19 protein-coding genes and 1 pseudogene are annotated in these 25,659 nt (G+C 62.0%); 8 read left to right on the top strand and 12 right to left on the bottom strand.

Going from position 1 to position 25,659, the window contains the following annotated elements:
• Positions 1 to 54 precede the first annotated feature (54 nt).
• The 4 genes from ACAX43_RS24375 to ACAX43_RS24360 form a co-directional block, all read right to left on the bottom strand.
• Positions 55 to 1,566, bottom strand: a complete 1,512-nt coding sequence (locus ACAX43_RS24375; protein WP_370710968.1) for an NCS1 family nucleobase:cation symporter-1 — start codon at positions 1,564 to 1,566, stop codon at positions 55 to 57.
• 112 nt (positions 1,567 to 1,678) lie between these two features.
• The gene (gene preA, locus ACAX43_RS24370) at positions 1,679 to 3,019 is read right to left on the bottom strand and encodes an NAD-dependent dihydropyrimidine dehydrogenase subunit PreA (RefSeq protein ID WP_370710967.1); all 1,341 of its coding nucleotides are present in this window, start codon (positions 3,017 to 3,019) and stop codon (positions 1,679 to 1,681) included.
• 67 nt (positions 3,020 to 3,086) lie between these two features.
• Positions 3,087 to 4,436 carry an NAD(P)-dependent oxidoreductase gene (locus tag ACAX43_RS24365; protein ID WP_370710966.1) on the bottom strand — a complete coding sequence of 450 codons (1,350 nt, stop codon included), beginning with the start codon at positions 4,434 to 4,436 and terminating at the stop codon, positions 3,087 to 3,089.
• A 133-nt stretch (positions 4,437 to 4,569) separates the two neighbouring features.
• Positions 4,570 to 5,850: a Zn-dependent hydrolase gene (locus ACAX43_RS24360; protein WP_370710965.1), complete on the bottom strand. Its 1,281-nt coding sequence runs from the start codon at positions 5,848 to 5,850 to the stop codon at positions 4,570 to 4,572.
• Positions 5,851 to 6,152: 302 nt separating this feature from the next.
• Here ACAX43_RS24360 and ACAX43_RS24355 point away from each other — a divergent pair.
• Positions 6,153 to 6,916: pseudogene (locus ACAX43_RS24355) on the top strand (TetR/AcrR family transcriptional regulator).
• An 82-nt stretch (positions 6,917 to 6,998) separates the two neighbouring features.
• On the opposite strand, the gene boxA reads toward ACAX43_RS24355, so the two are convergent.
• The 4 genes from boxA to ACAX43_RS24335 all read right to left on the bottom strand — a co-directional run bounded on the left by boxA (position 6,999) and on the right by ACAX43_RS24335 (position 12,594).
• The gene (gene boxA / locus ACAX43_RS24350) at positions 6,999 to 8,243 is read right to left on the bottom strand and encodes a benzoyl-CoA 2,3-epoxidase subunit BoxA (RefSeq protein ID WP_370710964.1); all 1,245 of its coding nucleotides are present in this window, start codon (positions 8,241 to 8,243) and stop codon (positions 6,999 to 7,001) included.
• Positions 8,244 to 8,301: 58 nt separating this feature from the next.
• Positions 8,302 to 9,729 carry a benzoyl-CoA 2,3-epoxidase subunit BoxB gene (gene boxB, locus ACAX43_RS24345; RefSeq protein WP_370710963.1) on the bottom strand — a complete coding sequence of 476 codons (1,428 nt, stop codon included), beginning with the start codon at positions 9,727 to 9,729 and terminating at the stop codon, positions 8,302 to 8,304.
• Positions 9,730 to 9,825: 96 nt separating this feature from the next.
• Positions 9,826 to 11,496, bottom strand: a complete 1,671-nt coding sequence (gene boxC, locus ACAX43_RS24340) for a 2,3-epoxybenzoyl-CoA dihydrolase (RefSeq protein ID WP_370710962.1) — start codon at positions 11,494 to 11,496, stop codon at positions 9,826 to 9,828.
• A gap of 117 nt (positions 11,497 to 11,613) precedes the next feature.
• Positions 11,614 to 12,594 carry a helix-turn-helix transcriptional regulator gene (locus ACAX43_RS24335; protein WP_370710961.1) on the bottom strand — a complete coding sequence of 327 codons (981 nt, stop codon included), beginning with the start codon at positions 12,592 to 12,594 and terminating at the stop codon, positions 11,614 to 11,616.
• A 185-nt stretch (positions 12,595 to 12,779) separates the two neighbouring features.
• On the opposite strand from ACAX43_RS24335, the gene ACAX43_RS24330 reads away from it, so the two are divergent.
• The 7 genes from ACAX43_RS24330 to ACAX43_RS24300 all read left to right on the top strand — a co-directional run bounded on the left by ACAX43_RS24330 (position 12,780) and on the right by ACAX43_RS24300 (position 22,187).
• Positions 12,780 to 13,259: a DUF4863 family protein gene (locus tag ACAX43_RS24330; RefSeq protein WP_370710960.1), complete on the top strand. Its 480-nt coding sequence runs from the start codon at positions 12,780 to 12,782 to the stop codon at positions 13,257 to 13,259.
• Positions 13,260 to 13,268: 9 nt separating this feature from the next.
• The gene (locus ACAX43_RS24325) at positions 13,269 to 14,867 is read left to right on the top strand and encodes a 3,4-dehydroadipyl-CoA semialdehyde dehydrogenase (RefSeq protein WP_370710959.1); all 1,599 of its coding nucleotides are present in this window, start codon (positions 13,269 to 13,271) and stop codon (positions 14,865 to 14,867) included.
• A gap of 87 nt (positions 14,868 to 14,954) precedes the next feature.
• Entirely contained in the window at positions 14,955 to 16,547 is a 1,593-nt protein-coding gene (locus ACAX43_RS24320) for a benzoate-CoA ligase family protein (protein ID WP_370710958.1), read from the top strand.
• 8 nt (positions 16,548 to 16,555) lie between these two features.
• Entirely contained in the window at positions 16,556 to 17,386 is an 831-nt protein-coding gene (locus ACAX43_RS24315; RefSeq protein ID WP_370710957.1) for an alpha/beta fold hydrolase, read from the top strand.
• 178 nt (positions 17,387 to 17,564) lie between these two features.
• On the top strand, positions 17,565 to 17,891 hold the full coding sequence (locus ACAX43_RS24310) for a hypothetical protein (RefSeq protein ID WP_370710956.1): 327 nt from the start codon (positions 17,565 to 17,567) through the stop codon (positions 17,889 to 17,891).
• 81 nt (positions 17,892 to 17,972) lie between these two features.
• Positions 17,973 to 20,084: a phosphocholine-specific phospholipase C gene (locus ACAX43_RS24305; RefSeq protein WP_370710955.1), complete on the top strand. Its 2,112-nt coding sequence runs from the start codon at positions 17,973 to 17,975 to the stop codon at positions 20,082 to 20,084.
• 303 nt (positions 20,085 to 20,387) lie between these two features.
• Positions 20,388 to 22,187 (top strand): methyl-accepting chemotaxis protein, encoded by a 1,800-nt coding sequence (locus ACAX43_RS24300; protein ID WP_370710954.1) that lies wholly within the window; start codon positions 20,388 to 20,390, stop codon positions 22,185 to 22,187.
• 148 nt (positions 22,188 to 22,335) lie between these two features.
• Here ACAX43_RS24300 and ACAX43_RS24295 read toward each other — a convergent pair whose 3' ends face one another.
• The 4 genes from ACAX43_RS24295 to ACAX43_RS24280 all read right to left on the bottom strand — a co-directional run bounded on the left by ACAX43_RS24295 (position 22,336) and on the right by ACAX43_RS24280 (position 25,612).
• Entirely contained in the window at positions 22,336 to 22,716 is a 381-nt protein-coding gene (locus tag ACAX43_RS24295) for a DUF5594 family protein (protein WP_370710953.1), read from the bottom strand.
• 99 nt (positions 22,717 to 22,815) lie between these two features.
• Positions 22,816 to 23,166 (bottom strand): ribbon-helix-helix domain-containing protein, encoded by a 351-nt coding sequence (locus tag ACAX43_RS24290; RefSeq protein WP_370710952.1) that lies wholly within the window; start codon positions 23,164 to 23,166, stop codon positions 22,816 to 22,818.
• A 145-nt stretch (positions 23,167 to 23,311) separates the two neighbouring features.
• Positions 23,312 to 24,898, bottom strand: coding sequence for a GMC family oxidoreductase (locus tag ACAX43_RS24285; protein WP_370710951.1), 1,587 nt, complete (start codon positions 24,896 to 24,898; stop codon positions 23,312 to 23,314).
• A gap of 24 nt (positions 24,899 to 24,922) precedes the next feature.
• Positions 24,923 to 25,612: a tat (twin-arginine translocation) pathway signal sequence gene (locus ACAX43_RS24280; protein WP_370710950.1), complete on the bottom strand. Its 690-nt coding sequence runs from the start codon at positions 25,610 to 25,612 to the stop codon at positions 24,923 to 24,925.
• Positions 25,613 to 25,659: the final 47 nt, after the last annotated feature.

The raw sequence follows: 25,659 nt of genomic DNA, 5'->3' as shown, positions 1-25,659 counted from the left end.
CTGGTTTCGGTGCTACGTACTTCGTTCGATTCATGCACACACTCATGCACACACTCATGCACTCGCTACGCGCGCGCTCGATCCCTTGCTCAGCTTCATCCACGCGCTGTATACGATCGACGCCAACGCGAGTCCGACAAACCATGCATACGTATAGAGCGTATTGAAGATCGGCGGCACATTCGGGAACGACGCCGGAAACGCAGTGTGCAGAAAGCCCGGCAAATTCGGCAGCACGCCGATCACGAGCGCCACCACTGCGCCGATATTCCAGCCGCCGGTGTAGCTGTACTCGCCGTGCTCGTCGAACAGTTCGCGCGGGTCCAGCCGTGTGCCGCGGATCAGGAAGTAGTCGACCATCAGAATCCCCGCCACCGGCCCCAGCAAGGCCGAGTAGCCGACCAGCCACGTGAAGATATAGCCCTGCGTGGTGGCGAGAATCTTCCACGGCATCATGACGATCGCGATGGTCGCGGTAATCATGCCGCCGACGCGATAAGAAATACCCTTCGGCCACAGGCTCGAGAAGTCATACGCCGGGCCGACGAGGTTCGCCGCCAGATTGCAGCACATCGTATCGAGCGTCAGGATGATCAACGCGACACCCACGCCGATGCCGGTCATGCGGCTCGTCAGATCGATCGGGTCCCAGATTGCCTTGCCGTAGATCACCACGGTCGCCGACGTCACCACCACGGAGATCACCGAAAGCAAGGCCATCGGCACCGGCAAACCAACCGACTGGCCGATGATCTGATCGCGCTGTGTTCTGGCAAAGCGCGTGAAGTCGGGGATATTCAGTGCGAGCGTCGCCCAGAAACCCACCATTGCCGTGAGGCCGGGCCAGAACGTCACCCAGAACATCCCCTCTTTCTTGCCGCCCGCCACGAATTGCGACGGCGCCGACAGCATCGAGCCGAGGCCACCCGCCTTCGAGGTCGCCCACCATACCAGCGCGATACACATCACGATCTTGATCGGCGCGGACCAGCTTTCCAGCCAGCGGATCGAATCAGTGCCGTGCACGATGAAGTAGATCTGCAAAGCCCAGAACACCAGAAAGCACGCGAGCTGCGCAAGCGAGATGTCGAGGAACGGCAAGGCCGCGCCGTGCAGTGCGTTGCCGGTCAGAATGTTCAGCAGCGTGTAGATCGCGCTGCCGCCAAGCCATGTCTGAATGCCGTACCAGCCGCACGCGACAATCGCCCGCAACATAGCCGGCAATTTCGCACCCTGCACGCCGAAGGAGGAACGCACCAGCACCGCATACGGAATGCCGTGCTTCGCGCCCGCATGACCGATCAGCAGCATCGGCACCAGCACGATCAGATTGCCGAGGAGCACCGTCGCCACCGCCTGCCATGGCGACATGCCCTCTTCCGTCAAACCGGCGGCGAGCATGTACGACGCGATGTTCATCACCATCCCAACCCAGAGCGCGGCGAAGTGATACCACCTCCACGTACGCTGCGCGACGCCGGTCGGCGCAAGGTCGTCGTTATAAAGACTGCTGCCCTGCGCGCCGGCCGCAAACTGCGGGTCGACGGGTTGCACTGTCTGCTTCATCGAAAGATCTCCACTGATCGTTGAGGCCTGCGCGGCTTCTTGTGGCGCGTCAGGCCTTGAGGGAACCACAGGTTCAGTACAAGCGTTTCGCTTCAATAACAGTTTTGATATTTCAGGCTGCTTTTGCCGCATGGGCGTGCGCATGTGCATGCTCAGCGGTTTCAGCCGCATCTGCCTTGCCGCTCTCTCCGGCAGTCACCCGCGCCGGGTTGTTCGGATGCGTGGTCCAGTTCGCGTACTCGCCGCTATCCACGCGTTCCATCGTGATGCACTGCTCCACCGGGCATACGTGCATGCACAGATTGCAGCCCACACATTCGGAGTCCAACACTTCAAAATGCCGGACGCCATCTTTTTCTTTCATGATGGCCTGGTGGGCAGTATCTTCGCAGGCGATATGGCAAAGGCCGCATTGAATACATTTGTCCTGCTCGATGCGCGCCTTGATGTCGTATTTGAGGTTCAGGTACTTCCAGTCCGTGACATTCGGTACGGCGCGGCCGCGAATGTCGTCGAGCGTCGCGTAGCCTTTTTCGTCCATCCAGTTCGAAAGGCCATCCGCGAGATCGGAGACGATACGGAATCCATAGTGCATCGCCGCCGTGCAGACCTGCACGCTGCCCGCGCCGAGCACCATGAATTCGGCCGCATCGCGCCACGTCGAAATACCGCCGATGCCGGAAATCGGCAGATTCGGCGTTTCCACGTCGCGGGCGATTTCGGCGACCATGTTCAATGCGATCGGCTTGACGGCCGGACCGCAGTAGCCGCCGTGCGTGCCTTTGCCGTCGACCATCGGCAATGGCGACATCGCGTCGAGATCCACCGCGACGATCGAGTTGATGGTGTTGATCAGCGATACGCCATCCGCGCCGCCCTTATAAGCCGCGCGTGAACCGGTGCGAATGTCGCTGATATTCGGCGTGAGTTTGACGAGGCACGGCAGCTTCGTGCCTTCCTTGACCCAGCGCGTGACCATCTCCACATACTCGGGCACCTGGCCCACGGCCGCGCCCATGCCGCGCTCGCTCATGCCGTGCGGGCAGCCGAAATTCAGTTCGACCGCATCAGCGCCGGTGTCCTCGACAAGCGGCAAAATCCATTTCCAATCGCGTTCGTTGCACGGCACCATGAGGGAGACGATCATCGCGCGGTCCGGCCAGTCGCGTTTGACTTGCGCGATTTCACGCAAGTTGACGTCGAGCGGGCGGTCGGTAATCAGTTCGATGTTGTTCAGGCCCGCGATGCGTTGCCCGTTCCACTGCACCGCGCCGTAGCGCGAGCTGACGTTCACGACATGCGGGTCGAGACCCAATGTCTTCCACACGACTCCGCCCCAGCCCGCTTCGAACGCGCGGTTCACGTTATAGGCTTTATCGGTCGGCGGCGCAGAGGCGAGCCAGAAAGGGTTCGGCGACGTGATGCCGGCAATCGTACAGCGCAAATCGGCCATGTTCGGCTCCTTGGGGACTGCTGTTTTTGTCTGGTGTGATACGTGGCTTACGCAGCTTGGTGCAATCTCATGCGGCCTTGACGGCTGTGCGGGCAAATTGCGCATCGATTGCGGCAGCGGCGACTTTGCCGTCCTGCACAGCCTGCACCGTCAGATCGATGCCGCCGGTAGCCGCACAATCGCCGCCGGCCCACACGCCGGGCAGTGAGGTTTGTCCTTGTGCATCGACCGCGATGCGGTTGCCGTCCAGCGTCAAAAGCTCGCGTTCGATACCAACAGGCATCAAGGTTTGCCCGATCGCTTTGAGCACCATGTCGGCCGCGACTACGAAGCGCTCCTGGTTGCCTTCGCTCGACGTGCGTTCGAATTCGACCCCGGTTATCGCGCCGCCTTCTCCGATCAAACGCATGGGCGTTGCGTGCGTCACGAGCGTGACCCCGTTGGTCTGCGCGAACTCGCGCTCGGCCCACGTCGCGCTCATCGATTCGACACCGCGGCGATAAACCATCGTCACAGACATCGCGCCGAGCTTGTGGCTCTGCACCGCGGCATCCACCGCGGTATTGCCGCCGCCGATCACGACGACACGCCGGCCGACCGGTACGGTGCCCAAGTCGCCGGCGCTGCGCACCTGTTCGATGAAATCCACTGCGTTCATCACGCCGCCCAGATCTTCGCCTTCCATGGCCAACGCGCGCACGCCAGTGAGGCCGATCGCGAGGAATACCGCGTCGTGTTGCTGGCGCAGCGTATCGAGGTCGACATCGCGCCCTAGCGCAACACCGTGCTTGATCTCGATGCCGCCGACCGAGCACAGCCATTCGACTTCGCGCTGCGCAAAATCGTCGACGGTTTTATAAGCGGCGATGCCATATTCGTTCAGGCCGCCCGCTTTTTCATGAGCGTCATAGACGGTGACGCTATGGCCGGACAACGCAAGCCGATGCGCACACGCAAGCCCCGCCGGTCCCGCACCGATCACGGCAACATGCCGCCCCGTTTCAGCCGCACGCTTGAACAGCACCTCGCCACGCGCCATCGCCCAATCGGTCGCATGACGTTGCAGCGCGCCGATTGCCACCGGCTTCGCATCCTGATGGTTGCGCACGCAAGCTCCCTCGCAAAGAATTTCGGTCGGGCAAACGCGCGCGCACATGCCGCCCATCGGATTCGCCGACAGAATATCGACGGCCGCGCCCTTCAGATTGCCGTTGCTGATCTTGCGAATGAAACTGGGAATATCGATCTGCGTCGGACACGCGTTCACGCACGGCGCGTCGTAACAGTAGTGGCAGCGGTTCGCCGCCGCAGCCGCGGCACTCGCGTCGAGCAAAGGCGCGATGTCGGAGAATTCGCAGGAGAGCTGATCGGGCGACAGGCGCTGGGCGGCAATGTCGCCGGTTTGCTTGATGGCCATACACGTTCCTTCTTCGATGTGAGGACGTAGCCGTACCCGCCGGCTGCGCTTAAGCGCAGCCGGGACGGCATGTTTTATGAGCACGACGGTGAGGCGGGTCAATCAGCCGCGACCGCTACCAACTACTGAAGCGTTATGAAACCGGCTCGCACGCTCGTCCGAGCATGGCGTGCAGCAACACGTTGGCGCCGGCTTCGATCCATTCGAAGCTGGCGTCCTCGATCTCGTTGTGACTGATGCCGTCGACGCATGGCACGAACACCATCGAGGTCGGCGCGACTTGCGACAGATAGCAGGCATCGTGTCCCGCACCGGACACGATGTCGCGATGCGGATAGCCGAAGCGTTCGGCTGCGGCGCGCACCGACTTCACGCAGGCTTCATTGAAAGCGACCGGTGCGTAGTAAAAGATCTGCTCGAGTTCCGTTTCCAGACCGATCCCGCTCGTGATATCCGCCACGCCTTGACGCAATGCGGCATCCATCTTCGCGAGCACGGCGTCGTCCGGATGACGGAAGTCGACGGTGAAGAACACGCGGCCCGGAATCACATTGCGTGAGTTCGGATAGACCTGCAACATGCCGACCGTCGCGCAACCGAAGGGCGCGTGGTCAAGCCCGATACGATTGACCAGATCGACCACGCGCGCGGCGCCGAGCAACGCATCGCGACGGCGCGGCATCGGCGTCGGGCCCGCATGCGCCTCCTGCCCCGTCAACGTGATTTCGTACCAGCGTTGCCCTTGCGCATCGGTCACCACGCCGATCGTTTTCTGCTCGGCTTCAAGAATCGGCCCTTGTTCGATGTGCAATTCGAACGCCGCATGCAAGGGACGTCCACCGCACGGAATATCGCCGGCATAGCCGATGCGCTTGAGTTCTTCGCCAATGGTCTTGCCGTCCACGTCCTTGCGCGAGAGGCCGTAGTCCAGCGTGAAGACGCCGGCGAACACGCCTGAGGCCACCATTGCCGGTGCGAAGCGCGAGCCTTCCTCGTTGGTCCAGATCACCACCTCGACAGGATGCTCGGTCTCGATACCGTGATCGTTCAGGCTGCGGATCACTTCGAGTCCGCCGAGCACGCCGTAGATGCCGTCGAAGCGGCCGCCGGTCGGCTGCGAATCAGCGTGCGAGCCGGTCATCACCGGCAGCGCATCGGGGTTGCGCCCGGCGCGGCGCATGAACACATTGCCCATCTGATCGACACTTACCGTGCAGCCCGCTTCCTTCGCCCAACTGACAATCAGGTCGCGCCCCTGTTTGTCGAGGTCGGTCAGCGCGAGGCGGCAGACGCCGCCTTTGGGCGTCGCGCCGATCTTCGCCATCGTCATCAGGCTGTCCCATAGTCGCTGGCCGTCGATCCTGATCGACGTAGCGGGTTCTGTGTGCTTCAGCGCTTCGGATACCGCGTTCATTCGTCTCGCTCCTTTCGGTCAACCGATATGAAACTGGTGCATGGGCGGCGGGTTTTGGGGCGTACCCGCACGACTGCGGTGCACCTTCGATGCCTTCCATCGCCGCTCATACAGAGGGCAAACCCTGGGACATCGCCTGCTCTTTCAATCCTGTCCAGTTGGACAGGTTGTAGACGATTAAGCCCGCCAAATCAATGCTTTTCGTGCGGTAAGAAACATAGCGAGAAGCGTGCCATTGCACTGCAGCACGCGTTTATCGACTACCTTGAATGCCTGTGTCCATCGCCGCTCAAACGACTAGAATGAAGCGCGACGCGGCAGACATGCCGATGAAGACCAACATGAGAGACGACACGTGACTGCCGACATCACGGAAAACGAAGAGATAAGGGATGAAACTCGCGCACCTTTGCGGCGGCGCAAGGCGCACATTCGCCAGTCGAATGAAGCGCATTTATTGGCGTGCGCCGAAGCGGTTTTCGCGGAACGGGGACTCGACGGCACCAGTACGGCGATGATCGCCGAGCGCGCAGGCTTACCGAAAGCCAACTTGCATTACTACTTCCCGACGAAGCTCGCGTTATATCGGCGCGTGCTGGAAGATCTCTTCGAAGACTGGCATCGCGCAGCGGATACGTTCGAATGCAGCGACGATCCGGTCGAGGCAATCGGCGGATACGTGCGCGCAAAAATGGAATTGTCGCGCCGCCGGCCGCTCGGCTCGAAAGTGTGGGCAAGCGAGATCATCCACGGCGCGGAGCATATGGAGGACATTCTCACGGGACGCGTGAAGCCATGGCTGGATAGCCGGGTGAAGGTAATCGACGACTGGATCGCGCGCGGACTTCTCGCCCCGGTGAATGCGCAAACGCTGATGTACATGATCTGGGCGACCACCCAGCATTACGCCGACTTCGACGCGCAGATTCGCGCGCTTAGCGGCAAGCGCGCGCTGACGCAGAAGGCGTTTGAGGCGACGACCGAGGAGGTCGTGGAGTTGGTGATCCGGGCGTGTGGGGCGGTGTCGCCGGCGCAGCACGAAGACGGCGCGGACCCGGCGAGATAAAACGTGTAGTCCCTGATGCTCTTCACAAGTAACAGGGTCCTCGCGCGCTATTTCGTTATATCGCCTAAGAAGGCGTGGCGCTTCAATACGTCTCCAGATGCAGCCGCCCTTCCCGCTTCAGCTTCATCCACAACGCTTCCCAATCGAGTTGATGCTGTTCGCCGATTTCCTTGAGTGCCTGCAGCACGCCATCTTCCATACCCTTCAGACCGCACACATAGATGTGCGTGTTGTCGTCCTTGAGCATGTGCGCGACATCCACCGCACGCTCACGCATCGCATCCTGCACGTAGCGCTTCGGTTGACCCGGCGTACGCGAAAACGCCAGATTCGTATCGATGAAATCTTTCGGCAGATTCGTCAGCGGTCCAAAGTACGGCAACTCCTCTTTCGTACGCGCGCCGAAGAACAGCATCAGCTTGCCTGTCGCGCCCTTCAGACGACGCCGCCTGCGATACTCCGTCATCGCGCGCATCGGCGCTGAGCCGGTGCCCGTGCAGATCATCAGCAGATGCGAGTTCGGATGATTCGGCATCAGGAAGGTGCCCCCGAACGGGCCGATCACGTTGACCACGTCACCCTTCTTCAGATCGCACAGATAGTTCGAGCACACGCCGTCGAGCGCGTCGCCGTGCTTCTCGGTGACGCGCTTGACGGTCAGCGAGACGTTGTTATAGCCGGGCCGCTCACCGTCGCGCGGGCTCGCAATCGAGTACTGACGCGCGTGATGCGCGCGACCATCCGCAGTGGCGCCTGGCGGCAGGATGCCGATCGACTGGCCCTCAAGCACAGGGAAAGGCATCGAACCGAAATCGAGCACAATGTGGTGGATGTCGCTATCGGTCGATCCGTCGGTAAGCCGGTAGTTGCCGACCACCGTCGCGGTAGTCGGCTCCCTGTGCGTGTAGAGATTCACATAGGGTTTCGCCGCGGACCACGGCGGCACGACCGAACCGCGCACGGTATCGACTTCGATTCCGCTTGCTTGCGCCGGTGTATCGCCTGACGATCCCGCCGCTGCCGCTGCATCTTCCGCAGCCGGCACAGCCATCGTGTTCTGCTCAGGCAACACGTCCCACTTAAACTGTTCTTCGATGGGATACGCATCGGCTTTCAGCACCGTGCGCCAGTTATCGATCGCGCCGGTGGGACACGGCGGCACGCAAGCCATGCAACCGTTGCAGATATCCGCCTTGACCACATAGTTGTTCTCGTCGTGCGTGATCGCATCGACCGGGCAAGTCTCTTCGCAAGTATTACAGCGAATGCAGATTTCCGGATCGATCAGATGCTGCCTGAGGACTTCGATCGATACTGGGCCGTTCATGACTTCCTCCACCCTATATTCGTGAGAATACGACGCCGCACGTTCTCAATCGCCGTACTCAGTTAAAGCGTACGTATTCGAAATCGACCGGCTGACGATTCACGCCCATCGCCGGCGGCGCAATCCAGTTCGCGAACTTGCCGGGTTCGGTCACCGGGCCCATCAGCGACGCGACATACGCGCGGTCTTCCGGCGTGGCGAGCCACTTTGCTTCATTCGCGGCCCATTCGGTCTCGCTGACCACGCGTCCATCCGGCGACACGCGGGTGCTGGCAAACGTGCCGATCTGCCGATTGAACGCTTTATGCGGCACCGTCATGCGGAAATCGATGCCGGCCTTTTCGAGCACCTTGTTCCAGCGACCCACACCCGCCACCGAATCCTTGATGTAGTCGTCGCGCAGCACTTCATTCATCGCGTTGAGCATCGGCACTTCGCGTTCGACCAGTTTGCCGTCCTGCACGTCGAGCAGTTTGTAGCTTTGACCGTTCAATTGATGATCGTCGTCGCGCTTGTTCTCTTCATAGCGTCCTTTCAGACCCGAGCTATAGAAGGTGGCCGCATTCGAGGAATGATCGGCGCCGAACAGGTCGATCGTTACCGAATAATGGAAGTTCAGATAGCGCTGAATGGTCGGCAGGTCGATCACGCCCGCTGCGCGAATTTTTGCGACGTCGTCCGTGCCGAGCTCATTCATCACCTGCGCGGTGCGCTGGATTACGCGTGACACGCCCGATTCGCCGACGAACATGTGATGCGCTTCTTCCGTCAGCATGAACCTGGTGGTCCGCGCGAGCGGATCGAAGCCCGACTCGGCCAGCGCCGACAACTGGAACTTGCCGTCGCGATCGGTGAAGTACGTGAACATGTAGAACGCGAGCCAGTCCGGCGTTTTCTCATTGAAAGCGCCGAGAATGCGCGGATTGTCGGCGTCGCCCGAACGGCGGCCGAGCAACGCTTCGGCTTCCTCACGGCCATCGCGACCGAAGTAGCGATGCAGCAAATACACCATTGCCCACAGGTGACGGCCTTCTTCCACGTTCACCTGGAACAGGTTGCGCAGGTCGTACATCGACGGCGCGGTCAGACCGAGATGCCGTTGCTGCTCGACCGAAGCCGGCTCGGTATCGCCCTGCGTGACGATGATGCGGCGCAGATTCGCGCGATGCTCGCCGGGCACGTCCTGCCACGCAGCCTCACCCTTGTGCTCGCCGAAGTGAATCTTGCGGTCCTGCTCGCCCGGCGTGAGGAAAATGCCCCAGCGATAGTCCGGCATCTTCACGTGATCGAAATGCGCCCAGCCGCCCGCATCCACGCTCACCGCCGTGCGCAGATACACGTCATAGCCATGCGAGCCTTCCGGGCCCATATCGCCCCACCACGACAGAAAATTCGGCTGCCACTGTTCGAGCGCGCGTTGTAGCGCGCGATCGTCGGCGAGGTTGACGTTGTTCGGGATCTTTTCGCTGTAGTTGATCGTTGACATGGTCGGTTCCTTGGTCGGAATGCAGAGCTTGCGTATGAGAGGCGCGTATCGGGCAGTGAGCGTTGCTTTCAGCTACGTCGCGTCGCGTCGAAAGAATCAAACGCGCGAGACGTCGAATTGCGCCTTGCTGCCCTTGCCGTACACCTTGAGCGCGCCTTTCTCGCCCACTGCGTTCGGCCGGTTGAAGATCCAGTTCTGCCATGCGGTGAGGCGCCCGAAGATGCGTGTCTCCATCGTTTCCGGGCCGTTGAAGCGCAGATTCGCCTCCAGCCCGGTCAATGCATCCGGCGACATCGCCGCGCGTTCTTCGAGCGCGATGCGGATTTCGTCGGCCCAGTCGATATCGTCAGGCGACGCGGTCACGAGGCCGAGGCGCTCGGCTTCGACAGGCTTGATCGGCTGACCGATCTTCGCGCGCACTGCGTCGAGCGGTTCGGCTTCTTCATAGAAGCGGCGGGCCAGCCGCGATTGATGGGTGACCATCGGATAAAGACCGAAGTTGACTTCCGACAGCGTGATCGCCGGCTCTTCATCTTCATTGCTCGGCAGCGCGGCCATATAGCTGCGGTCGGCGGCGAACGCAAGTTCCGCCAACGTGCCGGCAAAGCAGGAGCCCGGTTCGATCAGCGCGAACAGCGAACGCGACGACACGTCGATACGCGCCAGTGTGCGGCGCAACAGGCCGATGGTCTCGCGCACGAACCAGTGGTCCTTGTGCTGCATCAGCGTGGCATCGGCGGCGAGTACATTGCGTGCGTCGCCTTCGGTCTTGAAGACCCACGTGCCGACATCGAGTACGTTGGTGCGCATCGTCAGAATCGCGTCGTCGAGTTCGCGGGCGAACTGCAGCGGCCACCAGCTCGTGCCGGCCGCGACGATCGCGCCGATATCCGTGGGTTGGGCGGCTTGAGGCGCTTTCGCCGTGAACGTGGCGATGCGCTTCGCACGATCGATCGTGACGTCGAGCGTTTGATAAGTCAGGCCGTCTTCGCGATCGGTGCGTTCGATACGTGTGAATATCACGCCCGGTGCGTCCGAGGGACGATCGCTTTGCCCGGCGAGTTCGAGTGCGCGCGCCTGAATCGCCTGGTCGAACTGGTTCGGCTTCACGACTTCATCCACGAGACGCCATGCTTTCGCGCGCTCACCCCGAATGCCTTCGACCACCGTGCAGAAGATGTCCGCACGATCGTGGCGCACCTTGCGTTTATCGGTGACGCGCGTCAGCCCGCCCGTACCCGGCAGCACGCCCAGCAGCGGCACCTCCGGCAGCGAGACCGACGACGAGCGGTCATCCACCAGATAGATTTCGTCGCAAGCGAGCGCGAGTTCGTAACCACCACCGGCGCAGGCTCCGTTCACGGCAGCGAGAAACTTCAGACCCGAATGACGCGACGAGTCTTCCAGACCGTTGCGCGTTTCGTTGGTGAACTTGCAGAAGTTGACCTTCCACGCGTGCGTCGACAGACCCAGCATGAAGATGTTCGCGCCCGAGCAGAACACGCGGTCCTTCAGGCTCGTCAGCACCACCGTTTTCACTTCGGGGTGCTCGAAGCGGATGCGCTGTATCGCGTCGTGCAGTTCGATATCGACGCCGAGGTCGTATGAATTCAGCTTGAGCTTGTAGCCGTCACGGATCCCGCCGTCTTCGGCGATATCGATGCCGAGCGTCGCGACGGGACCGTTGAAACTCAGCTTCCAATGCTTGTACTGCGAGGGATCGGTACGGTAGTCGACCGGCGCGATGGCGTTTTCTGCTGTGGACATGGGGCGTCTCCTGACTGGACGATGCAAAATTTGTTTTTTGAACAATAGTGCATCAATAACCCCATGTAAAGCACTTTAGTGCATGTTTGCTAGTAAACCCTGGCATCCCACCTCACTTCAATTCACCCGCGCGTCCTCCGGCGATTCCGCCGCGAGCCTCGCGGCAAGCCGGTCGCGCAACTGCAAGTAGGCGTCGGCCAAGGTTTTCTCGCTGGTGTCGAAGGTCATGTCGGCGCGGCCGTACAACTCGCCACGCCCGGCCAGAATGCGTTTGAGGTCGTCCATCGCTTCCTTGTTGCCGGACATCGGCCGCAGGTCGCCTTGCGCGACGACCCGGCGCATATGCTCTTCCGGCGTGGCTTGCAGCCATATGGTGAAGCAATGCGACAGCAGCGCGTTGAAAGTGCCCGACTCCGACACCAGCCCGCCCGGCGACGCAATCACGGCGCGCTCATGCTCCTGAATCACCGCCTCGAGCGCACGGTGTTCGTAGCGCCGATAGGCGCTCGCGCCATAGAGCGAATGGATCTCCGACGGCGGACAGCCGGCCAGTTGCTCGATCACGCGAGTGAGTTCGATGAACGGCACCTTGCGCTCCTGCGCCAGCATGCGGCCGAAGGTCGATTTGCCCGCGCCGCGCAGGCCAATCAAAGCAATCCGATCCTTGCGATGCGGGTCACGCGGCGCCTGCGCGAACATCTCGGCCAGCGCCACACGGGCGCGTTGCAAGGCCGCCTGGTCGCGGCCTTGCAGCAGTTCGCGGATCAGCAGCCATTCAGCGGAAGCGGTGGTTTCGTCGCCGATCACTTCGGCCAGCGGGCAATTCAGCGTCGCCGCGATCTGCCGCAGTACCAGCACCGATGCATTGCCCACGCCCGATTCCAGATTGGCCAGATGACGCTCCGAGAGGCCGGTTTCGGTCGCCAGCGTCTTGCGGGTCATGCCGCGGCGCGCGCGCAGCAGGCGCACGCGCTCGCCCATCGCCGTCAGAAAAGGATCGCGTTCCTCGCGCTCGCCGCCGCGCTCCGCCCGTTCGGCGCGGCTTGCGTCCTCGTCAGCGGGCTCATCCAGTGGCGGGGGAGAGTAATTTTGGTTCATGTTTAACTGCCTATTGACTTCGATACATGTACTATAGTGCTTGACACGCACTTCGTGAACGGTTAATTTTCGCCAAATATTGATCCGATAACAAACGCTGTCGCGGTTTTTGGGCGGCGTTCATGGAGACGACGCGGTAACACGCATGAATTAAGGTGCGTGCGCCCGCTAATCTGGAGGCTCGCATGTCCCCACATGACTTCCAACGCCTGATCGCAGGCGTGACAGCGCAACTTGCCGGCCGCCCGCTCGACGGCTCGCTGGCCACATGGCTGAACGACACCTATCCCGCGGACGGCGCGACCTTCCGCGATCTCGCCCATGCCTGCCGCACCGGTGTGGCCGAGGGCTGGCTCTGCAACCGCGAAGGCGGCGGCATTCGCTATGGCCGGATCTTCAAGGCGCTGCCGGATACCCACGGCTTTTCCGTCGACGTGGTCGATATGAAAGATATTGCCGGTCCGCATCACGTTCACCCGAACGGTGAAATCGATCTGATCATGCCGCTCACCGAAGGCGCGACCTTCGACGGTCATCCCGCGGGCTGGTGCGTGTACGGCCCGGGCAGCGCCCACCGTCCGACTGTCGCGAATGGGCAGGCGCTGGTGCTGTATCTGCTGCCGCAGGGCGCCATCGAATTCACCGCCGCCCCCACTTCTGCCTGAGACCTCGTCATGACCGAACTTTTGAAGAACTACGTAGCAGGCCAGTGGGTCGCAGGCGAAGGTGAAGGCGTAACGCTGACCGATCCAATCACCGGTGAGGCTCTCGTGCGCGTATCGAGCCAAGGCCTCGATCTCGCCCACGCATTCGGCTTCGCTCGCGAAGAAGGGGGCGCCGCCTTGCGCGAACTGAGCTATGCGCAGCGCGCGGCCCGGCTCGCCGGGATCGTGAAACTGCTGCAGGCCAGGCGCGACGATTACTATGCGATCGCCACGGCCAACTCGGGCACCACGCGCAACGATTCGGCGGTGGACATCGACGGTGGGATTTTCACGCTGTCGTACTACGCGAAGCTCGGTGCGTCGCTCGGCGACGTGCATGCGCTGCGCGACGGCAATGCCGTATCGTTGAGCAAGGATCAATCGTTCAGCGTGCAGCACGTGCTCACGCCGACGCACGGCGTCGCGCTTTTCATCAACGCGTTCAATTTTCCGTCGTGGGGCTTGTGGGAGAAAGCCGCGCCCGCGTTGCTGTCCGGTGTGCCGGTCATCATCAAGCCGGCCACGGCGACCGCGTGGCTTACTCAAAAGATGGTTGCCGAGGTGGTCGACGCCGGGATTTTGCCGGACGGTGCGCTGTCCGTGATCTGCGGCAGTTCAGCCGGTTTGCTCGACCAGATTCAGGCATTCGACGTGGTGTCCTTCACCGGCTCCGCTCAAACCGCCGCGACACTGCGTGCCCACCCGGCTTTCGTCGAGCGAGGCGCGCGTCTGAATGTCGAAGCCGACAGTCTCAACAGCGCCATCCTCTGCGCCGATGCAACACCCGGCACGCCGGCTTTCGAACTGTTCATCAAGGAAGTCGTGCGGGAAATGACCGTGAAGTCCGGGCAGAAATGTACGGCGATCCGACGCGCGTTCGTGCCCGAAGCATCGCTCGAAGCGGTGCTCGATGCGCTCAAAGCGAAGCTCGCGACAATCGCCGTCGGCAATCCGCGCAACGAAGCTGTGCGGATGGGCGCGCTCGTGAGCCGTGAACAGTACGAGAATGTGCTGGCCGGTATTGCCGCGCTGCGTGAGGAAGCCGTGCTCGCGTACGACGGCTCGGCCGCGCCGCTTATCGATGCGGACGCAACGATCGCGGCGTGCGTCGCCCCCCATCTGTTCGTCGTCAACGATCCCGACAACGCGACGCTACTGCACGACGTCGAAGTATTCGGACCGGTGGCGACTGTTGCGCCCTATCGCGTCGCCACCGCAGCAAACGACGCCCTGCCCGAAGCTCACGCCGTCGCACTCGCGCGACGCGGCCAGGGCTCGCTTGTCGCGTCGATCTATTCGAACGACGACGCACATCTCGGCCGCCTGGCACTGGAACTCGCCGATTCGCACGGCCGCGTGCATGCGATCTCGCCTTCGGTCCAGCAGAGTCAAACGGGCCATGGCAACGTCATGCCGATGTCGTTGCACGGCGGACCGGGCCGCGCAGGCGGCGGCGAGGAACTCGGCGGCTTGCGCGCGCTGGGCTTCTATCACCGACGTTCGGCCGTTCAGGCATCGAGCGCGGCAATCGACGCCCTGACGCAAACGACCCATTTGCCGACGGCGTAGCGGCACGAGGCAAGCAGTAAGCACGCAAGCATCGAGCGGATCATGAGCACATAACAGCCGGACCGCCCCACCCGATGGAGGAGACATATGGAAGCCCTGTTGGAACCGGCTGCGAGTCAGCCCGCCGCGACGGTCGAAGCGCCGCCCGCGTTATTCAATTTCGCGGCCTACCTGTTCGGACTGAATGAATCGCGCGCCGGCAAAACCGCTTATATCGACGACACCGGCACCATCACCTACGGCGAACTTGAAGAACGGGCCCGGCGCTTCGCGAGCGCATTGCGTACCCTCGGCGTGCATCCTGAAGAACGTGTGCTGCTGGTCATGCTCGATACCGTGGAACTGCCGATCGCCTTTCTCGGTGCGCTCTATGCGGGCGTCGTACCGGTAATCGCGAACACGCTGCTCACCGCGGCCGATTACGTGTACATGCTCACGCATAGCCATGCACGCGCCGTGATCGCATCGGGTACGTTGCTGCCGAATGTCACGCAGGCGATGGATACCGCCGAACATGACGGTTGCCAGCTGATCGTGTCGCAGCCGCCAGAAAGCGAGCCTTTAGTGGCGCCGCTACTCAAAGATCTCATCGACGCCGCCACGCCGGCCGTCAAAGCGGCCGCGACAGGTTGCGACGATATCGCCTTCTGGCTGTATTCGTCGGGCTCGACCGGCAAACCGAAAGGCACCGTCCACACGCACGCGAATCTGTACTGGACGGCTGAGTTGTACGCGAAACCCATTCTTGGGATCGTCGAAAGCGATGTGGTGTTCTCGGCGGCCAAATTGTTCTTTGCTTATGGTCTGGGCAACGGTTTGACCTTCCCGCTTTCTGTCGGCGCTACGGCCGTATTGATGGCGGAGCGTCCCACTGCCGACGCCATTTTCACGCGCCTCGTGCGGCATCGCCCAACCGTTTTCTATGGCGTGCCCACGCTCTACGCGAGCATGCTCGTGTCGCCCAACCTGCCCGCGCGTGCCGATGTCGCGATGCGCGTTTGCACGTCAGCCGGTGAAGCGTTGCCGCGCGAAATCGGCGAGCGTTTCACGGCGCACTTCGGCTGCGAGATTCTCGACGGCATCGGCTCGACCGAAATGCTGCATATCTTCCTGTCGAATCGCCCCGGTGCTGTCGAATACGGCACGACGGGCCGCCCTGTGCCCGGCTATGAAGTCGAACTGCGCGACGAAGCCGGCCATGCGGTGCCCGACGGCGAAGTCGGCGATCTCTATATCAAAGGGCCGAGCGCGGCGCTCATGTATTGGAGCAATCGCGAGAAATCGCGCGCCACGTTCCTTGGCGAATGGATTCGCAGTGGCGACAAGTACTGCCGCCTCGCGAACGGCTGCTATGTGTATGCGGGCCGCAGCGATGACATGCTGAAAGTCAGCGGTCAATACGTATCACCTGTCGAAGTGGAGATGGTGTTGGTGCAGCACGACGCGGTGCTGGAAGCGGCGGTGGTCGGCGTCGATCACGGCGGCCTCGTCAAGACCCGCGCGTTCGTGGTGTTGAAGCGCGACTTCCCGCCGTCTGAGATACTCGCGGATGAGTTGAAGGCTTTCGTCAAGGAACGGCTCGCGCCACATAAGTACCCGCGCGATATTCTGTTCGTCGACGATTTGCCGAAAACCGCAACCGGCAAGATCCAACGCTTCAAACTGCGCGAACTGTCATAAGGTGATCCATGCAGAACCCCGCAACCGCAACCATTGCTAGCGGCTTCGCCGAGTTGCCCGTCACGGCATCGCATGGACCGTTACGCATCGAATATTGCTGGGTAAATGAAGCGGCAGGCAATGCACCGATCGCCGTATTCCTGCATGAAGGACTCGGTTCGATTGCGATGTGGCGCGACTGGCCGCAAGCATTGTGCGAGCGGCTCGGCATGCGTGGCCTCGTCTACTCGCGGCCCGGCTATGGCCTTTCGACGCCGCGTGAGCGCGACGTCAAATGGCCCGTCGATTTCATGACGGCGCAAGCCCGCGATATCCTGCCCGCTTTGCTCGATGCGCTCGATATCGACATGCAGGAACGCAAGCACATGTGGGTCATTGGCCATAGCGACGGCGGCTCGATCACGCTGCTGTATGCGGCGCTGCACCCGGAGGCATTGGCCGGCGCCGTGGCGATTGCACCGCACGTGTTCGTCGAAGACATCTCGGTGGAAAGTATCGCGCAGACCAGGCAGCTTTACGAAACCACCGACCTGCGCAGCAAACTCAGCCGCTATCATGCCGATGTCGATTCCGCGTTCTATGGCTGGAACGACATCTGGTTGAATCCGGCGTTCAGGGAATGGAGTATCGCTGACGAATTGGCTTACATCCGAAAGCCGCTGCTCGCCGTGCAAGGCCACGACGACAACTACGGCACGATGGCGCAGATCGATACGATCGGCGAACGTGTACCGCATGCGCAACTGGTCAAACTCGACGCTTGCGGACATTCGCCGCATCGCGATGCGCCGGCTGCGTTGAACGAGGCGATTGCGGCGTTTGTCACGCGGCAGGGTTGAACGCCAACGCGTCGAGATCGAGGCGATCGTCGCGATCCCGGATTGACGGCTAGCCATGTCCTCACTATTTTTCACCGCCTCTTCACAAAACTTACACAGGTCAACGATTATTCTTCCGCATCGTTGACCTGGGCACGCGAATGCCCTGGCGCTCCCTCCCCCGTGCCGGAGACATTCCATGTCCGTTGTGTCGAAGCCAAGTGCTGCCTTACCTCGCAAACGTTTGGCAGGCGCACTGATCGCCATGTTCGTGTGCGGGTCGCTCGGCGCCTGCGGCAACGACGACGACAAAGTGTCGCAAGCAAATCCGGTGAATTCTACCGATCGCGCCGGCGACACCGGCAGCACGTCGCAAGTCCTGTCAGCGAACCCGTCGTCCGCCTCACCGACGTCTCCCGCACTCACGATTCAAACCCCGGGGCTGCCCGCATCAAGCTCAGACGCGGCCTTGTCCGCTGCCGCATCGACGCCGCTCGCCACACCCGTCATTCACACCGTAGATTGAGTTCCGCGCCCCATGCGTCGCGCCGCCCACGCTCGCGCGCCGCGTGGTTCGTTTCTCTTCTGAAGATCGAAAGCCAAACCCATGACTTCAAAAAATCGCCGTGATTTTCTGCGTTCCGCCGCTCACGCCGCGGGTTCCGCCACCGCGTTGAGCATGTTGCCGCTGGGCATTCGCAACGCCCTCGCCATTCCGGCCAACAATAAAACCGGCAGCATTCGCGATGTCGAGCACATCGTCGTGTTGATGCAGGAAAACCGCTCGTTCGACCATTACTTCGGCACGCTCAAGGGCGTGCGCGGCTTCGGCGATACGCGCGCGATCAACCTGCCCAACGGCAAGCCGGTGTGGTATCAGCCGCTCGCCGCGGACGCAGGCTATGTGTTGCCGTTCCGCCCCACCGCGCCGAATCTCGGCCTGCAATTCCTGCAAGACCTCGCACACGACTGGAACAGCACGCACGCGGCATGGAACGGCGGCCGCTACGATCAATGGGTGCCTTCCAAGGGCACCACGACGATGGCCTACCTCACACGCGACGACATTCCGTTTCACTATCAGCTCGCCGACGCCTTCACGATCTGCGACGCCTACCATTGCTCGCTGATGGGCCCGACCGATCCGAACCGCTACTACATGTGGAGCGGCTGGGTCGGCAACGACGGCAGCGGCGGCGGCCCGGTGATCGACAATTCCGAACTCGGCTACGGCTGGTCCACGTATCCGGAAGTGCTGCAAAACGCGGGTATTTCGTGGAAGATCTATCAGGACATCGGCACCGGGCTCGATGCGAACGGCGCATGGGGCTGGACGCAAAACGCGTACATCGGCAACTACGGCGACAACTCGCTGCTGTACTTCAACCAGTACCGCAATGCGCAGCCGGGCAATCCGCTGTACGACAATGCGCGCACGGGCACCCACGCGGCGAAGGGCGACGGCTACTTCGACATCCTCAAGCGCGACGTACAGAACAACGCGCTGCCGCAAGTCTCGTGGATCGTCGCGCCGGAGGCGTATTCCGAGCACCCGAACTGGCCGTCGAATTACGGTGCGTGGTACATCGATCAGGTCCTGCAGATTCTCACCTCGAATCCCGAGGTGTGGAGCAAGACCGTGCTGCTGATCAATTACGACGAGAACGACGGCTTCTTCGATCACATGGCGCCCCCGTTCGCGCCGGCCTCTAGCGCAAACGGTTTGTCGACGGTCGATACCAGCAATGAAAACTATCCGGGCAACGGCAAAACGCCGGCAGGTCCGTATGGGCTCGGACCGCGCGTGCCGATGCTGGTGGTCTCGCCGTGGTCGAAGGGCGGCTATGTGTGCTCGGAACTGTTCGACCATACCTCGGTGATCCGTTTCATCGAAAAGCGCTTCGGGCAGCAGCACAATCTCGGCGAGTCGAACATCACGCCGTGGCGCCGTGCGGTGTGCGGCGATCTGATGTCGGCATTCAACTTCAGCAATCCGAACGACGCGTTCCCGGCACTGCCGAGCACGAGCGGCTATGTGCCGCCCGATCAGAACCGCCACCCGGACTATGTGCCGCTGCCACCGGCCGTGCAGGCCGTGCCGAAGCAGGAACCCGGCGTACGCCCGGCTCGCGCCCTGCCGTACGAGCTGTTCGTGCGCGTGCACGGCGAAGGCTCGGCCAACACGCTGACGATGCGTTTCGTCAACACGGGGCGCACCGGGGCTGTATTTCTCGTCTACGCAGCGCATGGCCTCGACGCGCCGCGCACGTATACGGTCGAAGCCGGCAAGCGTCTGCAGGATCGGCTCCCGTTGAATGTCGACGGCACGTACGATTTCACGGTGCACGGCCCGAACGGCTTTCTGCGTCGTTTCGCGGGCAAGCCGGTCGCGAGAAGCTGGTGGAACGGCGCCGAAATCGCGCGGCCGGAAATCGCCGAGGGCTACGATGTCGCGAACGGCAATCTGCAATTGCGGCTGGAAAATGTGGGCAGCGCGCGCTGCCAGTTCACGATCGTCAACGCGTATGACGCGGACAACATCGTCAGGCATTCGGTTCGCGGCGGCGATACCGAAGAGCTGTACCTCGATCTGCGCAACGCACACGGCTGGTACGACCTGGCGATTACAGTCGACACCGACCCGTCGTTTGCTCGGCGCTTCGCCGGACACGTGGAAACCGGCAAGAGCAGCATGAGCGATCCGGCGCTGGGCAGTTAAGTTTCAAATCGACCCATGCCAGAAGAAGCGGCCGCTGCAATAAAAGCAGCGGCCGTTTTTTTTCAGATCGCCGGGCGCGACACGCGTGTTCCTGCGCGGTTCGATTTCGGCGTCTATTGAAAAGCCCGTATCGCGCGAAAAATTGGACAGCGTGGCGGCGCGCCGCCCCAAGCGGCTTTCCCGGCGTCGGTCAGCAATTGAAAGCATGACCCGCTCAAGTCTGCGCTGCCCACGCCGTATACCGGGTATGAGGCCCCCGCCTCACCGACTCCGGCTCACCGTTTACTCCGAAAGACTCCCAACATGTTCTCCTCCATTCGCGCGCGCATCGTCGCCCTGTGCGTCGCTATCGTTGTGGTTGCGCTCGCTGCCAACGCGGTCCTCAACTATGTCGTCGCCAACTCGTATAACGCCGAAGCCATTGAAAACAGTTTGAACGCCGTGGAAAGCGGCCATGCAGACGGTATCGCCGACTGGGTCGCATCCAATAGCCAGATGATCAACTCGCTGCAGGACGCCGTGCTTCAGCCCGATCCGTCCGCCGCGTTGAAGCAGATCGCCGCAGCCGGCAAGTTCACCAATGTGTACGTCGGCTACGCGGACAAGACCGCGAAGTTCTCCGACCCGACCGGCATTCCGCCCGACTACGATCCGACCGGCCGCCCCTGGTACAAGCAGGCTGCCGCAGCGGGCAAGCCGGTGGTGACGCCGCCTTATGTGGACGTGGGCACGGGCAAGCTGGTCGTCGCATTCGCGGCGCCCGTGGTGCGCGATGGCGCCGTGAAAGGCGTCGTATCCGGCGACGTCGCGATGGACAGCGTGATTGCCAACGTCAAGGCGATTCACCCCACGCCCGCCAGCTTCGGCATGTTGGTCGACGCGAGCGGCCATATCGTCGCGCATCCGGACGCGAAGCTGACCTTGAAGCCGGTGTCGGACCTCGCGCCGGCGCTCACCAGCGACAAGCTGGCCGCGCTCTTCAGCGCCGAGCACCCTGTCGAAGTCGACGTGAACGGCAGCACGAAACTGCTGCGCGCCGAGGCCATTCCCGGCACGGACTGGTACGCCGTCGTCGCACTCGACAAAGCGGAGGCGACTGCGGGCATGCGATCGTTGTTGACCGCTTCGATCATCGCTCTGATCGTGGTTGCCGGTATCGCCGCCGCGGTCGTGGCCGCGGTCACCGCCGTCTCGTTCCAGCGCCTGTCGAAAGTACGCGATGCGATGGACGCGATCGGTTCGGGCGAAGGCGATCTGACGCAACGTCTGCCAGCCGTCGGCAACGACGAAGTCGCCCAGATCGCGCGTTCGTTCAATACCTTCATCGACAAACTCAGCCACGTGATGCGCCAGATTCGCGATGCCAGCGAATCGGTGCGTGTGGCCGCGAATGAAATCGCCGCCGGCAACGTGGATCTGTCGGGCCGCACCGAATCGGCTGCGGCGAGCCTGCAACAGACGGCGGCGTCGATGGAAGAAATCACCTCGACAGTCACGCAATCGGCCAGCGCCGCGAAGCAGGCCGACGATAGCGCCGTGTCCGCATCGCAGGTCGCCTCGCGCGGCGGCGTGGTGATCTCCGAAGTGATTACGACCATGGGCGAGATCGAGCATGCGTCGGTGAAAATCTCCGACATCATCGGCGTGATCGACGGCATTGCGTTCCAGACCAATATCCTCGCGTTGAACGCCGCGGTGGAAGCCGCGCGCGCGGGTGAGCAAGGCCGCGGTTTCGCGGTGGTGGCCGGCGAAGTGCGCAGCCTCGCGCAGCGCAGCGCGCAGGCCGCGAAGGAAATCAAGGTGCTGATCGAAGCAACCGTCGCGAGCGTGACATCCGGTTCGGGCCAGGTTCACCAGGCCGGTGAGACGATGACGGAGATCGTCAACAACGTCGCCAACGTGACGACCATCATTTCCGAAATCACCCAGGCGGCCAACGAGCAAACGCGCGGGATTCAGGAAGTGAACCGCGCGGTCAGCCAACTGGACGAGATGGTTCAGCAGAACGCCGCGCTGGTCGAGGAATCGACAGCGGCCGCGGCCGCCTTGCAAAGCCAGGCGGCGAGTCTTGCCAGCGCAGTGACGCAGTTCAAGCTGGACTAAGGCACGCCAAGCGAAATCGCAGCGACGTTTTATAGCCGCCCCGCAAGCCGCGCGCTTTCCCGCGCGGCGCTTTTTGCATGTTGCGCGATGCTTCCTGCACGGCGCCCGTTCGTTGCACAACGTCTGTTACGCGCCAGTTACGCGCTTCTTACGACTCGAAGTCGAGCCCGCCGATCAATGTCACCGGCTCGGCTTGGGTATGCGAGAGAAAATCCAGTTCGCGCGCGTGCCGCCAGGCTTCGAGCTTGCGCGGCAATGCAGCCAGATAGCTGGCGAAGCGCGCCTGCCCCGCCGCCCCCATCAGCCTTTCGATTTCGTCGCTATCCCAGGTCAGAAACAGATTCAGCGGATGCGGGTAGTGGCGCAGGTCTTCGATCGGCGCTGCATGAATCCGCACGCGCGTGGGATGCCCATGGCCGCCATAAGGCAGCACTTCGGTATGCACGGTCGTGGCGAAACAGGCGGCGAGAGCCTCGGCGATGCGAGGCGCAAACTGTTCATCGAAACGAGCGGCACTCTCTGGACGCATCTATGTCTCCGACGCTTCTGCGCAATAGGCAAAGCATCGTAGCATGCGAAACCAGCCGCGCTCGCGGTAGAGCCGGTGTGCGCCTATTCCGTTCCTGCGTCAAACCGTCTTCAGAATCCGCGGCCTCGCCTCGTTGACCGCCGCGGCCGACTCGGGCACGGCATCGGGAACGGTCGTACCTTTCTCCGTGCGCATCGACAGGTAGCGCAAGCAGCACACCCGCAGGAACGACGCGAAGTTGGTCGGCATCTCGCCGCGCAGCGCAATCAGCTCGTCGTATAGCTTCACGGCGAACTGACTGGTGGTCATGCTTTCGCGTGCGGCGATTTCGTGCAGCACGTCCCAGAACAGATTTTCGAGGCGGACCGTCGTGATCACACCGTGAATCCGCAACGAGCGCGTGCGCGATTCATAGAGAATCGGATCGGCGTTGATGTAAATACCACACATGACGCTTACTCCCTGTTTTCAGGCATCCGTGCCGCGGCCGGCTTCACTCAACCGCGGCACGCCGCCATCCTTCGCCAACATACGCCGGCATCCGTCAGTCGACAATCGCATCGAACCCGAACGCAGCGCTCACCTCGTCATCGTCTTACACCCTACGTTTGTTCATCTGCGCCGCGATGTGATCGGCCTGGCGGATCGCCAGCGTCACGATTGTCATGGTCGGGTTTTCCGCTGCGCCGGTGGTGAACTGGCTGCCATCAGAGATGAACAGATTCGACACCTCGTGCGTCTGGCCAAAACTGTTGCACACGCCGTCTTCGGCGCGCGCGCTCATCCGCGCTGTACCGAGGTTGTGCGTGGACGGATACGGCGGCACCCGATAAACGGTCTTGGCGCCCGCCGCTTCGTACACCGCCGTGCCCTGTTTGAACGCATGCTCGCGCATCGCTTCGTCATTCGGGTGATCGTCGAAATGCACGTTGGCCACCGGCTGGCCGTACTGATCCTTCACGTCGGTATTCAAGGTCACGCGATTGCTCTCGCGCGGCATATCTTCGCCGACGATCCACATGCCCGCCGTGTACGCGTATTGATCCATCGCCTGACTGAACGTCGGCCCCCAGGCGCCCGGGTCGAGAAAGGCTGCGTAAAACGGCAGGCCGAGCGAGATGGTCTCCATGTGATAGCCGCCCGCAAAGCCGCGTTGCGGATTGAACACCGCTTCGTCCTCGATGATGCCGGCCATCGTGGTGCCCTTGAACATATCGACCTTGTCGTTGAACACCGCATACACGGAGCCGGTGGTGTGGCGCATGTAGTTGCGCCCCACCTGTCCCGATCCATTCGCGAGGCCTTGCGGGAATTTGCTCGAATGGGAGTTCAACAGCAAACGCGGTGTCTCGATCGAATTGCCCGCCACAGCAACAATGCGTGCCTTTTGCCGCTGCAATTTGCCGTTGCCGTCGTAGTAGAGCACTTCTTTGGCCTTGCCGCGTGCGTCCGTTTCGACGCGCACCACATGCGCCTGAGTACGCAACTCCATATGCCCCGTAGCCTGGGCGCGCGGCAGCTCGGTGTAGAGCGTCGACCACTTGGCGCCCGTACGGCAGCCCTGAAAGCAGAAACCGCGCTGGAAGCAATGGGCGCGATCGTCACGCACCACGCTATTGATCGCCATGTGGCCGGTATTGCATTCCTTGTAGCCGACTTTCATGGCGCCGGCGGACATCACCTTGAAGTTGTTATTGCCCGGCAGGCCCGGCAGACCTTGAGTGCGCGTCACGCCCATCTTCGCTTGCGCGCGGTCGTAATACGGATCGAGCTCTTCGCGCGTGAGCGGCCAGTCGAGCAGGTTGGCGTCCTTGATGTCGCCGTAGGTCGTCTTCGCCTTGAACTCGTGCGGCTTGATGCGCAGGCTGGCGCCGGCCCAGTGAGTCGTCGTACCGCCCACCGTCTTGCAAATCCATGCGGGCAGATTCGGAAAATCCCTGGCGACGCGCCATGTGCCGGACGTTGTGCGTTTGTCGAGCCATGACAGCATCTGAAATGCGCCCCATTCGTCTGTCGTGAAATCGCCTTGCGTATGCAACTTGCCCGCTTCCAGCACGACGACGTTGATGCCCTTCTGTGCCAGTTCGTTGGCCAGCGTGCCGCCTCCCGCACCCGAACCGATGACCACGACGACCTTGTCGTCGTTATGCGAAAACCGCACTTTGTTGTTGTCCTGATCCATGTTTTGTCTCCGCTGTTCTGACTATTAGCTATCCGTCGGGATCGGGCCGCTGGCGCCGGCCGGCGGATTGGGCAGCCACGAGAGACTGTTGAAACCCTTGTTCAGGTAACCGCCGTCTCCCTCCGAGGCGCCATAGCCGAAATGCGCATACGCCATCGTGTTGCTATATAGCGAGACCACCGCCGTACCGCGTATCGTGTTGAAAAACGGCGAACCCGCGAGCGCCGCGACGTCTTCAGCCTGAGCGGCCGGCGTGCGCGTGAGCCAGTTCGAGCCGGCTTTCGCGTCGAGCTGTTGGACGCCGTCCGCGAGTTGCCGACGCACAGCCGGGTCCGCTTTCGCCTTGGCGTCGAGGTCCTTGACCACCAGGGCATAGACAGCGTTATCGAGCGTGGCGTGCGGATAAAGTTGGCGCGTGAACGCCAGGATCACTTCTCCCTGGTGCGTGTCCAGCCCTTGCAGTTCGAGCGCCCAGGCGCGGCTCGGCGCGAGCGTCGACAAGATCGATGAGAACGCCAGCGTGCCCATCAGCACGCCTGTGCCTCTCAACAGTTCGCGCCGCGTGAGCGGGATACGCAGCGCCGCGCCGGCAGCCTGCGCCGCGCGCTGCTCGTGGCCGTGTTCATGGTCATGGTCATGGTCATGGTCATGGTCATGATGATGCGCATGATGTGCGTGCTCGGACTCGACGATCGGAATGACCGTTGTCTTCATGTCTGTCTCCTTGTGGGGCATGGCTACTACGCGCGGCGGCCGCCTGG

It is taken from the genome of Paraburkholderia sp. IW21 (assembly GCF_041321145.1).
Lineage (GTDB): Bacteria > Pseudomonadota > Gammaproteobacteria > Burkholderiales > Burkholderiaceae > Paraburkholderia.
This window is presented reverse-complemented; position numbering and strand designations above follow the sequence as displayed.